The organism is Variovorax sp. CF079 (assembly GCF_900101545.1).
Classification (GTDB): Bacteria; Pseudomonadota; Gammaproteobacteria; order Burkholderiales; family Burkholderiaceae_C; genus Variovorax.
In genome coordinates this window covers 103,904-118,480 of the sequence record NZ_FMZU01000003.1, presented here as the reverse complement: position 1 = coordinate 118,480, position 14,577 = coordinate 103,904, and the positions used below count along the sequence as shown (strand labels likewise).

General features: G+C 62.7%; 9 protein-coding genes. All 9 read left to right on the top strand.

Annotated elements, in window-relative coordinates; translation table 11 throughout:
* The first annotated feature begins 283 nt into the window (after positions 1–283).
* The 9 genes from BLS74_RS04925 to BLS74_RS04885 all read left to right on the top strand — a co-directional run bounded on the left by BLS74_RS04925 (position 284) and on the right by BLS74_RS04885 (position 14,569).
* On the top strand, positions 284–493 hold the full coding sequence (locus BLS74_RS04925) for a hypothetical protein (protein WP_093103431.1): 210 nt from the start codon (positions 284–286) through the stop codon (positions 491–493).
* 162 nt (positions 494–655) lie between these two features.
* Positions 656–2,341 carry a hypothetical protein gene (locus BLS74_RS04920; RefSeq protein ID WP_139191627.1) on the top strand — a complete coding sequence of 562 codons (1,686 nt, stop codon included), beginning with the start codon at positions 656–658 and terminating at the stop codon, positions 2,339–2,341.
* Positions 2,341–3,114: an OmpA/MotB family protein gene (locus BLS74_RS04915; RefSeq protein ID WP_093103428.1), complete on the top strand. Its 774-nt coding sequence runs from the start codon at positions 2,341–2,343 to the stop codon at positions 3,112–3,114. Before BLS74_RS04920 ends, BLS74_RS04915 begins: the two co-directional genes overlap by 1 nt.
* Positions 3,115–3,116: 2 nt before the next feature.
* The gene (locus BLS74_RS04910) at positions 3,117–4,502 is read left to right on the top strand and encodes an EH signature domain-containing protein (protein WP_093103427.1); all 1,386 of its coding nucleotides are present in this window, start codon (positions 3,117–3,119) and stop codon (positions 4,500–4,502) included.
* Positions 4,492–7,338 (top strand): DEAD/DEAH box helicase, encoded by a 2,847-nt coding sequence (locus BLS74_RS04905; RefSeq protein WP_170855498.1) that lies wholly within the window; start codon positions 4,492–4,494, stop codon positions 7,336–7,338. Before BLS74_RS04910 ends, BLS74_RS04905 begins: the two co-directional genes overlap by 11 nt.
* Before the next feature lie 81 nt (positions 7,339–7,419).
* On the top strand, positions 7,420–8,916 hold the full coding sequence (locus tag BLS74_RS04900; RefSeq protein ID WP_093103424.1) for a type I restriction-modification system subunit M: 1,497 nt from the start codon (positions 7,420–7,422) through the stop codon (positions 8,914–8,916).
* Positions 8,913–10,439, top strand: coding sequence for a type I restriction-modification system subunit M (locus BLS74_RS04895; RefSeq protein WP_093103422.1), 1,527 nt, complete (start codon positions 8,913–8,915; stop codon positions 10,437–10,439). Before BLS74_RS04900 ends, BLS74_RS04895 begins: the two co-directional genes overlap by 4 nt.
* Positions 10,432–11,598 (top strand): restriction endonuclease subunit S, encoded by a 1,167-nt coding sequence (locus BLS74_RS04890; RefSeq protein WP_093103421.1) that lies wholly within the window; start codon positions 10,432–10,434, stop codon positions 11,596–11,598. Before BLS74_RS04895 ends, BLS74_RS04890 begins: the two co-directional genes overlap by 8 nt.
* Entirely contained in the window at positions 11,585–14,569 is a 2,985-nt protein-coding gene (locus tag BLS74_RS04885; RefSeq protein WP_093103419.1) for a type I restriction endonuclease subunit R, read from the top strand. Before BLS74_RS04890 ends, BLS74_RS04885 begins: the two co-directional genes overlap by 14 nt.
* Positions 14,570–14,577 lie beyond the last annotated feature (8 nt).

Below are 14,577 nucleotides of genomic sequence, written 5' to 3'. Positions count from 1 at the left end.
GTGGTTCGCGAATCTTCGGACGGACAAGGCATGTCTCGCGGATCCAAAGGCGCGTATGAGACCTTTCGATCCAGACGCATCTTTCGGTCACTCAAAGCGCTAGCCGGCTTCGTCTTGCTGCCAAGACTACGCAGGGCCGGCACAGGATTCCGGCCGCCGCCACGCGCTCTCCCGGGGGGTTTGGCGTGAAGTACTGCGCGAGTGTCAGCCAAAGTTTGCTTCGATAGCTCGGCCAGCGATTCGATGGCGCTAATGTGGCGTTTTGCAAGCGTTCGGCTTACACGTGTCTCAAAAACTCAATAGCAAATCAGAAGTCATCAGCATCCGCGTGGAGCCGCCCATCAAGGCGGCGCTCCAGGCGGCGGCTGATCGCGAGATCAGAAGCCTCGCCAACATGGTCGAAGTCATGGTGGTGGTGTACTGCCGTGCGCAGGGTCATCCACTGGAAGGGGTGTCCAAAGACACGCTGCCCAATGCCAAGGCGCCGGGCTAGCGGTGTACCGGACCGACCTTCGCGCGGCTCCGGGCACCGCTGCGCCATCGCGCCGGCCTACGAGCGCATTCATTCATTTCTCCATAAGGCTGGAGCGCGCAACCCAATCCGGGCCACAAGATCATGCATTCATTCATTGAGTTCTTAGTTGCTGGAAGGGACGTGACCGTCTTTGCGGGGTTGATCCTGACGGTCGCCCTGGTGGCTTACGTTTTCTGGTTTTCGCGGTCCGTGCGATCGGTGCTGCTGTCCATCAAGCAGATGACGAAAGCTTTGACCGGCCAGTCCGATGAAGGCTGGCCGACCATCCGCTCACGGGCGCACGACGTTGTGAAGCGCTATGCGAATCTCGCCAGCACGTGGCTCGAAACCGAGGAACGTGTCACGTCGTTGCCCGTGGGTGATCGCGCCGTGCCGGTGATGTTCGGGGTCCCGCGTGATATCTGGAGTCCCCGGTCGCTCCTGAGCCGGCGCTTCAACCTCGACTTGGCGGAGACGGTTCCGAACATCCTCGTGGGCGTCGGCCTCTTCTTCACCTTCGTGTTTCTGACGCTGGCCCTGACCGACACCACCACGGCGCTCACGCAGAGTCAGATCAGCGCCAAGGACACGGAGGAGGCCATCAGCAATTTGCTCAAGGTCGCCGGCGGCAAGTTCTTGACGTCCCTGGCGGGCCTTCTCGCCTCCATTCTCTGGACGGGCTTTTCCAAGCGCGCGCTCCGGCAGATCGACCGTGCCTGTGACGAGGTGCTCGAAGCGCTGGTGCGGGCAGTACCGGCCAACGGCGGTGAGCTCCTCGTGCGCCACCAGGTGGCGGTGGCGGCAATGAACATTGAGCATGCCGAGGCCAGCGTGGAGTTGATCGAAGAATTGCTAAACGAGGCACGCGATCAGAACGGAACCCTCAAACGCTTCGAAACCGATCTGGCCGTGTCGCTGGCCGGCGCCATCAATCCGCAGATGCAGGCCATGACCGACAGTCTGGTTACCGCCATCGATGGCCTGAGCAACAAGCTGGGGGCGATGAATCAAGATGCGCTCGAGAAGATGTTGACCGACTTTTCGGCCCAGCTCAAGCAAGGCACAGAATCCGAGATGGCCCAGCTGCAAAGAACGCTGACCCAGCTGGCCGACAACCTCCAGGAGGCCGGCCAGTCCCTCGGAAAGAACGCATCGGGTGCAGCAGACGCGCTGCAGAGCGCGGGCACCCAGCTTGTCACCCATCTGGACGACGTGACAAAGACCCTGTCCGAAGGCGCTGACAGGATGGTTCAAGCGGCCGACTCGCTCAGCGGCTCGATGGAGGCGTTGGATGACACGCTCTGCGACGCTTCGGCCGCTGGAAAGCAAGGGGTCATCTTCGTCACCCGCGCGCTGGAGAAGGCGGGCGAAACCGTCGATGGCCTAGCCACGGTCACTGCAGGACTGGCAACGGCGGCTTCCAGCGTAGACGCCGCAGGCGACCGGATCGCCGAAGCGCTCGACAGCGCGCAGGAGCTGTGCCGTGAACAACGGGTCGTGGTCCAAACGGTCAGGGAGTTTGCCCCCCAAGCCACCTCGGCGGTTGAGCGAGTGGCGGGACTGCTGGAGGACGCCAGCCAGCGAGGCCTTGAGGCCCTGCAGCACACCCGCACCTCGCTGAACGAGGCAACGGGCGCCTTGGGCAAGACGCTGAGTTCCATCACCGAAGGCGTCTCCATCTATTCGGAGCAGGTTGCCAAACTCCACCTCGACATGGATGCACACCTTGCCAAGGCCGTGGGCAGCTTCGACAAAGGTGTGAGCGAGCTTGCGGATTCCATCGATGAGCTGGCGGATGTGATGAATGGCGAGCGGGTGATCCAGTGATGCTCGGCAACATGCACAGGCCCTCGCCTCGCACCGCGTCGGGGGAAACAGAGCACAGCTACCTGGCCTCGGCAGCCGATCTGATGATCGGATTGCTGTTCGTGTTCATCATCATGGTCGCCTTCCTGGCGCTGCAAAAGAAGGCGGAACAGGAGGCGGCAGCCCTCGCGATCGAGGCCGCCCGTCAGAACGCGCAGGACCCGCGCGGAAGCGTGACAGAAGCGATTGGCCGCGCCGTCCAAAAAACTCTGCCAACGGTACGCGTCGATCCTGCCAGCGGCGTGATCTCGCTGCCCGAAGACGTGCTTTTCGACCTCGGCAGCTCGACGCTCAAGGACGGCGCCGCGGGCAAGCTCGCGCAAGTCGCCAATGCTTTGAGCGGCGTGTTGGCCTGCTATGTGGCCAGTGAGCGCCATGGCCAACCCTGTGCAACGAACCCGCAAGGCAACGAGATTGAGACCATCTTCATCGAAGGCCACACCGACAACCGACCGATGAACCGTCCAGGCGGCAACACCAAGCTATCACTGGATCGGGCGATCTCGGTTGGCGATGCGCTCGTCAATCGGACGTCCTTGGACGACTTCAGAAACGACCAGCAGCAGCCCGTCTTCTCTCATAGCGCCTACGGCGATTCGCGTCCCCTCAAGAATGTGGATCCGTCCGATGGGCGAAACCGGCGCGTCGATCTGCGCATCGTCCTGAAGTACCGGCCGCAAACCGCCGTTGCGCCGTGGGAGGCCGCCCGAGCGGCCCAGCGTGCCCAGAAGTGAGCATGTTCGCGCCTCTCCCACGGTCGATGACCCGGCTGGAATCAGCCGTCGGTGCCCTGGGCGAATCGACGGCCCAAGCCCCGCCTCCAATCGCCGAGATCGGCAAACGCCTGCGTCACACGTTTGCGTCTCACCGAGCCACCGGCTACGCTGGCTTGAGCCGCGCCGATCAGCGAAAGCTGCCCTATGCCTACTGGATCGCCGGCGAGCCGGCGTTGCCAGAAATTGATCCGGCGCTGGTCACGCTCTACTGGGAAACGCTGCTCCCCGACGCCCTGCAAGGCAGTTCCAAGCGGGCGAAGCGATGGCTGGCCCCGTTGTTCTTTGTGTATTGCGAGTCCTTCGATGCGAACGATCCTCGGTTCATGGACTTCGCGTCGCGTCTTGTCCATGCGCTGGAGGCCGCCCCCGGGCCTTTCGGAGTTCGACTGCGCGCGGCGCACGGTGCGCACGAATTCTTCGCGCCCCACGAAGCACCGAAGAGGCTGGCAGCGCTCTTTCTTTCCGACCAGAGCCAGTGTATCGAACTGCACATGGCCGACCTGCTGCTGTGGCCCGGATTCCTCGACACGCGCATGGGAACCGCGATCTTTGCTTCGTGCCTAGCGTTGCCCGATGACGTCCTGAGGGAGAAAGAGCCAGTGTCGCGGCTGCTGGCGTGGAGCAAGAAGCTGGCGGCGCCTATCTCGCAAACTGGCTTGAGGGCCCCGTTTGCGGAGGCATTGCTCAAACCTTGGTCGCGCAGGAAGCCGCCCGATGACATGAAGACCATGCTCCTGGCCTTCTTCATCCCGACGTACGGCGATCCTCGCATTACGCGCATCCGATGGGAAGGCGTTCCCGCGCCAGCCCTGGCCGCGCTGCTGAACTGGTTGACGGGCGACACCCTCCGGGGCTTCATGAAGCTGCTGCAACGCACCGCGGACGAGATCTGGATGTACCGGCAGAAGTTCTGGATGGCCTACTACGACGCGGGCTACATCGACGAGGCGTGGCTGGCCTTGGGCCCGGCCGCGCGTGAGCAGGCCCGCCGGCTTCAGGTGGATGAGAAGGGCATGGGCTACAGCCGCCTTGAAGGCAATGTGAGCCACGCGCAATCCGTCCTCCTGCTCAAGGTAGGCGACCTTATCTTCACGGAATGGAGCCACAACGGAAGTCTGCGAGCCTACCGGGACACCGATCTTCTTGCGCCGAAGCTCTATCAACCGTACTACTACGGAGAAGACCTGCGCGCCGTGCTCTCCATGGACTTCCACGGCGGCTTTAACGCGAATCCCGAGCTTCGCCACATGAACTCGGAAGGGGGAACCTGGCAGCGAAAGGCGCGCGATCTGATCCGACACCATACCGGCGTGTACCTGCGCGATGCACAAATCTATGAGACGTGACCTGACACCTGATGCGGTCCGCTGGGATCTGACCCAGCGTGTCGAAGCTTGGCTGAAGGACCTGCCGATTCAGGCCGCTGCCGCCATCAACGAATTCCTCTCGCAGTCCCCCGAGTCGCCCGAATTGCTGGCAGGCCGATCGCTGGTGGTCCCGGCGTCGACGGTAGCCACCTGGTCGGCTACCGCCGCCGACCAGTTGGGCCTTCCCGCCAATTGCCCGTTGGCGCTGGATGTCCGACTCTCCGGCGCCATGGGCAAGCCCGGCGCGCAGATCAACGTGCGCTGGCTGCAGCCGGGCAAGTCCATCACCGCCAAGGACGCAGAGCGGCGGGGCATCTGGATGGACTGGCAGGGCAAAGTCTACCGGTTATGCTCCCCTGTCTATGAAGTCCTGGCGCTCGTAGAAAGGTTCAACGCTTCGACCGACGCATCGATCGAAGAGCAGTTCCGGCACTGGGCCCAGATCCGTGAGGCCTTGGGCGAAGCGGGCACCAGCCAAATCACCGACGGGTTCCTGAAGTCCTTTCGGGTGGTGAGCGCCAGCGCGTTGACCTTCTCGATCAGCACGGATGCCCGCGGCGACGTCCAGATCGACCCAGTCCTGCTGACGAACCAGCGCGACGAGAGCGGAGAGGGCGTGCACCAAGTGCGCGCACTCTCGGAGGTCGACGAACGCCTATTCCCCCAACGGCTCGATCAGCTGCGCGAGGGCGTCCCGGCGTTCCCCTTGAGCCAGGGCACCTATGTCGTTGCGGACGAGCGCCTGCAAAAGGCATTGATCGCTGTGCGGGGTCTACGCAAGGCCCCGGCCGAACAGCGCAAGCGCGCGGCCATGCACCCCGAGGCGGTGCTGCGGGAGCTGACCAACGCTTGCGAATCGGAGCCCTCGGTGTTTGTGGAGACCGAGCGCTTTGCCGAGCGCGTCATGGATATCGGCGAATGGGCCGCGCCCATCGTCCCGTGGATCAAGATTGCCGGCCAGGATTGGGGCGCCCCCACCGCGGCGGGCATTCGCATCGACGGCGCGGAGCTGCCGCTAGACAAGCCCACCATAGACAAGGCGATCGATGATCTTGAGGCCGCGCTCGCCAAGGGCGAGCCCGAAGTGCAAGTGGCCGGAAGGACCATTGCGGCATCCAAGGCCAACGTTGGCGCCATGAAGCAGCTGAAGAAGGCCCTGGATCTTCGCGAGAAGGGGCGAGCAGCTTCGGATGAAGAGTCGAAGGCGGTCAAGAATGTGCTGCTGATCGAAACTAACCTCGATGAAGCATCCTTCACGCGCGTCAAGTCCGGCGCGCGCTCCGGAACACTGGGGCTGCCGATGGGGCTGAGGACCACGCCCAAGCCGCACCAGGAACTGGGCATCGCTTGGCTGCAACGGCACTGGCTGGAAGGCAGTCGGGGCGCCCTCTTGTGCGACGACATGGGCCTGGGCAAGACCTTTCAGGCGCTGGCGTTTTGCGTGTGGCTGAGGGAATTGATGGACGCGGGCGCATTGGAGCGAAGGCCCTTGCTTCTGGTCGCGCCCGTTGGCCTCTTGCGAAACTGGGAGGCCGAGATTGAAGAGCATCTTCATTCGCCCGGCCTCGGCGACATCGTTCGAGCATACGGCGATCATCTGCGTGCGCTCAAGCGTGGTCGCCATGTCGATGGCACCGCCGGGCTCGACATGGCGCGTCTCAGCGGCGCCGACGTGGTGCTCGCGAACTACGAGGCCGTCTCCGACTACCAGTTGAGTTTCGGCGCGGTGCCCTTTGCGGCCGTGGTCCTGGACGAGGCTCAAAAGATCAAGTCTCCTTCCGCCCGGATGACACATGCGGTCAAGGCCCTCCATTCCCAGTTCATGCTGGCGATGACGGGCACCCCGGTCGAAAACCGCTTGGCGGATCTGTGGTGCATTGCCGATGCCGTTCAGCCGGGCGCCTTGGCCGATCTCAAGGACTTCAGCAGCCGCTACGAGGTCGAGGGTGCCAATGTGGGGGCGCTGCGCGAGATTGTCTGGCAGGAAGAGTCCGCGTCGCCGAGCGCGCCGCCCAGAATCCTGCTGCGCCGCCTGAAGACCGACAAGCTCGAAGGCCTGCCGACCAAGCACGAGTACCCGATGAAGGTCGAGATGCCTGCCCGCCAGGTGGAAGCGTATGAGCGCGCCTTGGCGCTCAAGGAGATTGCCGGGCCCCAAGGTACATTGGGTATGATCCATGCCCTGCGGCGGGTCTCCTTGCACCCGGCGCTCCTAGATGGGGCGGCCAGAGACATGGAGTTGAAGGTCGAAGAATCCGCCCGTTTCACGGCGATGATGGATGTGCTCGACCGGGTTGCGCCGACCCAGGAAAAGGTGCTCGTCTTCCTCGAGTCCCTCGACCTGCAGGATGCCGACCAGCTTCCACTGCTGCTGCAACGCCGCTATGGCCTCGTCAAGCCTCCCATGGTGATCAACGGCCAGGTCAGCACCGAGGTGCGCCAGGCCCGCGTCAATGCGTTTCAACGGGATCGCGGCTTCGATGTCATGCTGCTTTCTCCGAAAGCCGGCGGGGTGGGCCTCACCCTCACGGCGGCCAATCACGTCATCCACCTGTCGCGCTGGTGGAACCCCGCCGTCGAGGATCAGTGTTCCGACCGGGTATACCGCATCGGCCAGAAAAAGCCCGTTCACATCTACTACCCGCTCGCTGTGCTGCCGCAAGCGCATGAACGCAGCTTCGACATGCAGCTGCAGATGCTGATGGAGCGCAAGCGTGACCTTGCGCGCAACCTGTTGGCGGCGCCTGCGTTCACCCGCGCCGACTATGCAGACTTGATCAACGCAACCCGGGCAACGAGCGCTGGAACTCAGTGAATGCGGGCGATCGAACCGCCGCACTGAAGAAAGGCGCGGACAATCGCACCGTACCCGCATCGAACAGAAGGAACCATTCGCTTGAGCGATCCCAACGTCACCCTCAGCCAGCTCGAAAGCCACCTCTGGGAATCCGCCAACATCCTGCGCGGCCCAGTGGATGCGGCTGACTTCAAGACCTACATCTTCCCACTGCTGTTCTTCAAGCGCATCTGCGATGTCTGGGACGAGGAGTATCAGGAGATCGTTGACGATACCGGCGACGAACAACTGGCTTGGTTCCCGGAGTCGCACCGCTTCCAAATCCCCGACGACTGCCACTGGAACGATGTCCGCACCAAGGCGAGCAACGTTGGTGCGGCCCTCCAGCGCGCGATGCGGGAGATCGAGAAAGCCAACCCGGACACCCTGTACGGCGTGTTCGGGGATGCCCAGTGGTCGAACAAGGAGCGGCTGTCAGATGCCTTGCTCAAGGACCTGATCGAGCACTTCTCCAAGCTTCCGTTCGGCAACAGGAACGTCAACTCGGATCTGCTTGGCGACGCCTACGAATATCTGATCAAGAAGTTCGCCGATGCGACCAACAAGAAGGCCGGCGAGTTCTACACCCCGCGCAGCGTGGTGCGGCTGATGATCGATATGCTCGATCCCAAGGAAGCCGAGACCATTTACGACCCGGCCTGTGGCACCGGCGGCATGTTGCTGGCTGCCGTGCAGCACGTCAAAGAGATGCACGGCGACGTCAAGCGGCTGTGGGGCAAGCTGTACGGGCAGGAGAAGAACCTCACCACCTCCTCTATCGCGCGGATGAACCTGTTCCTGCACGGCATAGAGGACTTCCAAGTGGTGCGCGGGGACACGCTGCGCAACCCGGCCTTTTTCGAGGGCGACCGACTGGCCACCTTCGACTGCGTGATCGCCAATCCGCCGTTCTCGCTGGAAAGGTGGGGCGAGGACCTGTGGTTGAACGACCCCTTCGGTCGTAACTTTGCCGGTCTGCCTCCCTCGTCAAGTGGTGACTTCGCCTGGGTGCAGCACATGGTCAAGTCCATGGCCGACGTTAGCGGGCGGATGGCCGTGGTGCTGCCCCAGGGCGCCCTGTTCCGCAAAGGCGTGGAAGGCAGCATCAGGCAGAAGCTGTTGGAGCTGGATCTGGTCGAGGCCGTGATTGGGCTGGCACCCAACCTCTTCTACGGCACCGGCCTGGCCGCGTGCATCCTGGTCCTGCGCGAACGCAAACCGGTCAAGCACAAGAAGAAGGTTCTTATCGCCGATGCCTCACGTATGTTCCGCCGGGGGCGCGCGCAGAACTATCTGGAGCCCGAGCACGCTGCCGAAATCCTCGGTTGGTATCGCGGCTTTGCCGACGTGCAGGACGCGACTCGGGTGGTCAGCCTCGATGAGATCAAGGCCGAAGACTGGACGCTGAACATTTCGCGCTACGTGCTGCCACCGCTACAGGAAGACATCCCACCGCTGCCCGACGCCATCGCGGCGTTCAAGGTTGCGCTGACCCGCTGCCGTGAGGCCGAAGAGCGGCTCGCGCAGGTCATGAGCGAAGGAGGATGGCTGCAATGAGTCATCCAAGCAAACGCATCACCCAGCAAGAGTTGGAAAGCTACCTGTGGGGCGCTGCCGTGCTGCTGCGCGGCCTGATCGACGCGGGCGACTACAAGCAGTTCATTTTCCCGCTGCTGTTCTACAAGCGTGTCTCGGACGTCTGGGACGAGGAATACCAAGCAGCCCTGGCCAACTCAAGCGGCGATCTCTCCTACGCGCAGTTCGCCGAGAACCACCGCTTCCAGATCCCTGAGGGTGCGCACTGGAATGACGTGCGCCAGACCCCAAAGAACGTCGGCGCCGCCATCCAGAAGGCCATGCGCGCCATCGAGACCGCCAACCCGGATCTGCTCGATGGCATCTTCGGCGACGCCCCCTGGACCAACCGCGAGCGCCTGCCCGACGAGACGCTGAAGAACCTGATCGAGCATTTCTCGACCCAGACGCTGTCGGTGGCCAACGTGCCCGAGGACGAGCTCGGCAACGCGTACGAGTACCTGATCAAGAAGTTCGCCGACGACTCCGGCCACACAGCCGCCGAGTTCTACACCAACCGCACCGTCGTCCACCTGATGACGCAACTTCTGGCGCCGCAAGCAGGCGAGTCGATCTACGACCCCACCTGCGGCACCGGCGGCATGCTGATCTCGGCGCTGGACGAAGTGAAGCGCTCGGGCGGCGAGTACCGCACGCTCAAGCTCTACGGGCAGGAGCGCAACCTGATCACCTCGTCCATCGCCCGCATGAACCTGTTCCTGCACGGCGTGGAAGACTTCGAGATCATCCGCGGCGACACCCTGGCCGACCCCAAGCACATCGAGGGCGACCGCCTGCGCCAGTTCGATGTGATCCTGGCCAACCCGCCGTATTCCATCAAGCAGTGGAACCGCGAGGCCTGGAGCAGCGACAAGTGGGGCCGCAATTCCCTGGGCACGCCGCCGCAGGGCCGCGCCGACTACGCGTTCCAGCAGCACATCCTGACCAGCCTCACCGCCAAGGGGCGCTGCGCCGTGCTCTGGCCGCATGGCGTGCTGTTCCGCAACGAGGAACAGGCCATGCGCGTCAAGATGGTCGAGCAAGAATGGGTGGAAGCCGTCATCGGCTTGGGGCCCAACCTGTTCTACAACTCCCCAATGGAGTCGTGCATCGTCATCTGCAACCGCAAGAAGGCGGCTGCACGCAAGGGCAAGGTGATCTTCATCGACGCGGTGAACGAGGTCACCCGCGAGCGCGCACAGAGCTTCCTCACGCCAGCGCACCAGCAGCGCATCCTGGCTGCGTACAAGACATTTTCGGATGTTCCCGGTTTCGCCAAGGTCGCCACGCTGGCCGAGATTGGCGGCAACGGGGCCAACCTGTCGATCCCGCTGTACGTGAAGCGCATTGCCGCAGCCATCGCAACCGACAGCAATGGCGACGCGGTATCGCTGCGCTCCTCCTGGGCGCAGTGGCAGAACGACGGACGGTCCTTCTGGCAGCAGATGGCCGCGCTGGTGGAAACGCTGAATGGCCTGATTGCGGAGGACGTCGAGCGTGTCTGACGGCAAGAACTTGAAGCCGAGCTGGAAGATCTGGCGCTTTGATCAAATGGCGACCAACGTCAATGCTCGCATCGACAACCCTTCTGAGTCCGGGATGGAGCACTACGTTGGCCTGGAACATCTCGATTCCGACTCACTGAAGATACGTCGCTGGGGCACCCCGGACGATGTGGAAGCAACCAAGCTGATGTTCAAGAAGGGGGACATCATTTTTGGTCGCCGCCGGGCTTACCAGCGGAAGCTCGGTGTCGCGGAGTTCGACGGGATCTGCTCCGCACACGCGATGGTGCTGCGAGCCAAGCCTGACGTCGTGCTGCCCGAGTTTCTGCCGTTCTTCATGCAGAGTGAACTGTTCATGAAGCGAGCTGTCGAAATCTCTGTTGGTTCACTTTCACCAACAATCAATTGGAGAACGATGGCGGCGCAAGAGTTCGCGCTACCGTCGAAAGACGAACAGAGCCGTCTCGTTGAACTCGTCGGATCGATCGTCGCGCTTGAAGAAGAACTACGAACGGCCGAACACAAAGCCAACCGATTGCAGCGAGCAGCAATGCAGGACTTGCTAGATGCCGACTTAAACGGCTGGCCGAAGCAGCCGATCGGGCAGGTTTTCAAGGTGACGACCGGCGGAACCCCGAGCCGAAACAACGCGGCCTTTTGGAATGGTGACGTACCGTGGGTCAAGACCGGCGAGGTCAATTACTACGTCATTACGTCGACGGAAGAGCGCATCACTGCCGAAGGATTGAACGGGTCCGCCGCGAAGCTGTGCCCTTCGGGCTCCGTCGTGGTTGCACTCTACGGTCAAGGGCCCACGCGGGGTCGCGTTGGCATGCTTGGCATCGAGGCCGCTGTCAACCAGGCATGCGCTGCCATCTACCCGAGCGCCGATTTTGACCCTTGGTTTGTCTACTACTACCTGTCTGGGAAATACCTATCGCTTCGCGCGATGGCTCAGGGTGCTGCGCAACCCAATTTGAACTTGGCAATGATCAAAGGGTTCAGCATTCCGACACCGCCACTGGATGAACAAAGAGCGGCAGTGGCCAGTATTGACGCGGTGGCAAAGGCAAGAGCTGAGATCCTTCGACGACGTGAGCAGGCAGCGACGGTAAAGCGCGAATTGCGTGAGGAGGCGATCTGCAATGTCGTTCAATGAATCCAACACCGTCGAAGCCTACGTCCGCGACCTGCTCGCAGGCCCGATCAAGGCGACACCGGCAAACGCCGTACAGGAACCCCTGCCCAGCTACGGCCCCAGCCCCAAAGGCATCGGCTGGCGCTACGCAGCCCCCTCCGAGGTGCGGCGCCAGATTCAGGAGGTGATGGTCGAGCCCTGGTTGCGCGATGCGCTGATCCGCCTGAACCCGGAGATCGCCCTCCAGCCCGTCCGGGCCGACGAGGTGCTCTACAAGCTGCGCGCCATCGTGTTGTCGGTGCGCTCGGACGGCCTGATCCGCGCCAACGAGGAGATGACCGCCTGGATGCGTGGCGAGCGCTCCATGCCCTTCGGCCGCAACAACGAGCATGTGCCGGTACGGCTGATCGACCTGGACGACCTGAAGCAGAACCAGTACGTCGTCACCCAGCAGTTCATCTACCGCGCAGGGCCCGCCGAGCGCCGTGCCGATCTGGTGCTGCTGGTCAACGGTCTGCCGCTGGTGCTGATCGAGGCCAAGACGCCGGTCAAGAAGTGCATCAGCTGGGTCGACGGCGCGGTGCAGGTGCACGACGACTACGAGAAGTTCGTGCCCGAGCTCTTCGTCTGCAACGTGTTCTCGGTGGCCACCGAGGGCAAGGCCTACCACTACGGGTCGATCGGCCTGCCGGTCAAGGATTGGGGGCCGTGGCATCTGGACGGCGGCGATGCGCAACACCACCCGCTGAAGTCCCTCAAGCTCTCGGCCGAGAGCATGTTGCGCCCGCATGTGGTGCTGGACATCCTCGGCAGCTTTACCCTGTTCGCCACGGACAAGAAGAAGCGCCGCATCAAGATCATCTGCCGCTATCAGCAGTACGAGGCGGCCAACAAGATCGTGGAGCGTGTGCTGGCTGGCCATCCCAGAAAGGGCCTGATCTGGCATTTCCAGGGCTCGGGCAAGTCGCTACTGATGGTGTTCGCCGCGCAGAAGCTGCGCCTGCATGCCGGCCTGAAGAACCCCACGGTGCTGATCGTGGTGGACCGGATCGATCTCGACAGCCAGATCACGGGCACCTTCACCGGGGCGGACATTCCGAACCTGGAGAAGGCCGACAGCCGAGAGAAGCTGCAGCAGTTGCTGGCGCAGGACGTGCGCAAGATCATCATCACGACGATTTTTAAGTTCGGCGAGGCCAGCGGGGCGCTGAACACGCGCAGCAACATCATCGCGCTGGTGGACGAGGCCCACCGCACGCAAGAAGGTGACTTAGGCCGGAAGATGCGCGAGGCCCTGCCTAATGCGTTTCTGTTCGGCCTGACGGGAACGCCGCTCAACCGCGCCGACCGCAACACCTTCTACGCCTTCGGTGCCGACGAAGACGAGAAGGGCTACATGAGCCGTTACGGGTTCGAAGAGTCGATCCGCGATGGCGCCACGCTGAAGCTGCACTTCGAGCCGCGGCTGATCGACCTCCACATCGACAAGGCCGCGTTGGATGCCGCGTACAAAGACCTGACCGGCGGTCTGTCGGATCTGGACAAGGACAACCTAGCCAAGACCGCCGCCAAGATGGCCGTGCTGGTCAAGACGCCCGAGCGCATCCGCAAGGTGTGCGAGGACATCGTCGAGCATTTCCACACCAAGGTGGAGCCCAACGGCTTCAAGGGCCAGATCGTCACGTTCGACCGGGAGTCGTGCCTGCTGTTCAAGGCCGAGCTGGACAAGCTGCTGCCGCCCGAGGCCACGGACATCGTGATGTCGGTGCAGGCGTCCGACAAGAAGGATCGCCCTGAGTACGCGAAGTACGACCGCACACGTGACGAAGAGGAACGGCTGCTGGATCGCTTCCGCGACCCGGCCGACCCACTGAAGCTGATCATCGTCACGGCCAAATTGCTGACAGGCTTCGACGCGCCCATCCTGCAGGCGATGTACCTGGACAAGCCGTTGCGCGATCACACGCTGCTGCAGGCCATCTGTCGGGTGAACCGCACCTACTCCGAGCAGAAGACTCACGGCCTGATCGTGGACTACCTCGGCATCTTCGATGACGTGGCAGCGGCGCTGGAGTTCGACGACCAGAGCGTCAAGCAGGTGGTCAGCAACATCCAGGAGCTGAAGGACAAGCTGCCCGAAGCCATGCAGAAGTGCCTGGCCTTCTTTGCCGGCTGCGACGTCAGCTTGCAGGGCTATGAGGGCCTGATTGCCGCGCAGCAGTGCCTGCCCAACAACGAGGTGCGAGACAACTTCGCCGCCGAGTACAGCGTGCTCAACAAGATCTGGGAGGCGCTGTCACCGGACACCGTGCTGGGCCCCTTCGAGAAGGACTACAAGTGGCTGTCGCAGGTCTATCAGTCCGTACAGCCGTCCAGCGGCCACGGCAAGCTGATCTGGCATTCGCTGGGCGCCAAGACGATCGAGCTGATCCACCAGAACGTGCATGTCGACGCCGTGCGGGATGACCTCGACACCCTGGTGCTGGACGCCGATCTCCTGGAGGCCGTGCTCTCGAACCCCGACCCGAAGAAGGCCAAGGAAATCGAGATCAAGCTCAAGCGCCGGCTGCGCGGGCACGGCGGCAACCCCAAGTTCAAGAAGCTGTCGGAACGGCTCGATGCGCTGAAGGACCGCTTCGAGTCCGGTCAGATCAACAGCGTCGAGTTTCTGAAGCAGTTGCTGGAGATCGCCAAGGAGACCCTGCAGGCCGAGAAGGAGGTCCCGCCCGAAGAGGACGAGGATCGCGGCAAGGCGGCGCTGACCGAACTGTTCAACGAAGTAAAGACCGCCGAGACGCCCATCATGGTCGAGCGAGTAGTTGCGGACATCGATGAGATCGTGCGCCTTGTGCGCTTCCCCGGTTGGCAGGGCACGCAGGCTGGCGAGCGCGAGGTCAAGAAGGCACTGCGCAAGGCGCTCTTCAAATACAAGCTGCACGCGGATGAGGAACTGTTCGAAAAGGCGTACAGCTACATCCGGCAGTATTACTAAGAGGGGCC

Excerpts from the sequence above, each read along its gene's own strand:
- BLS74_RS04910 (WP_093103427.1), top strand. The coding sequence starts at position 3,117 with ATGTTCGCGCCTCTCCCACGGTCGATGACCCGGCTGGAATCAGCCGTC.
- BLS74_RS04885 (WP_093103419.1), top strand. The coding sequence starts at position 11,585 with ATGTCGTTCAATGAATCCAACACCGTCGAAGCCTACGTCCGCGACCTG.
- BLS74_RS04895 (WP_093103422.1), top strand. The coding sequence starts at position 8,913 with ATGAGTCATCCAAGCAAACGCATCACCCAGCAAGAGTTGGAAAGCTAC.
- BLS74_RS04905 (WP_170855498.1), top strand. The coding sequence starts at position 4,492 with ATGAGACGTGACCTGACACCTGATGCGGTCCGCTGGGATCTGACCCAG.
- BLS74_RS04915 (WP_093103428.1), top strand. The coding sequence starts at position 2,341 with ATGCTCGGCAACATGCACAGGCCCTCGCCTCGCACCGCGTCGGGGGAA.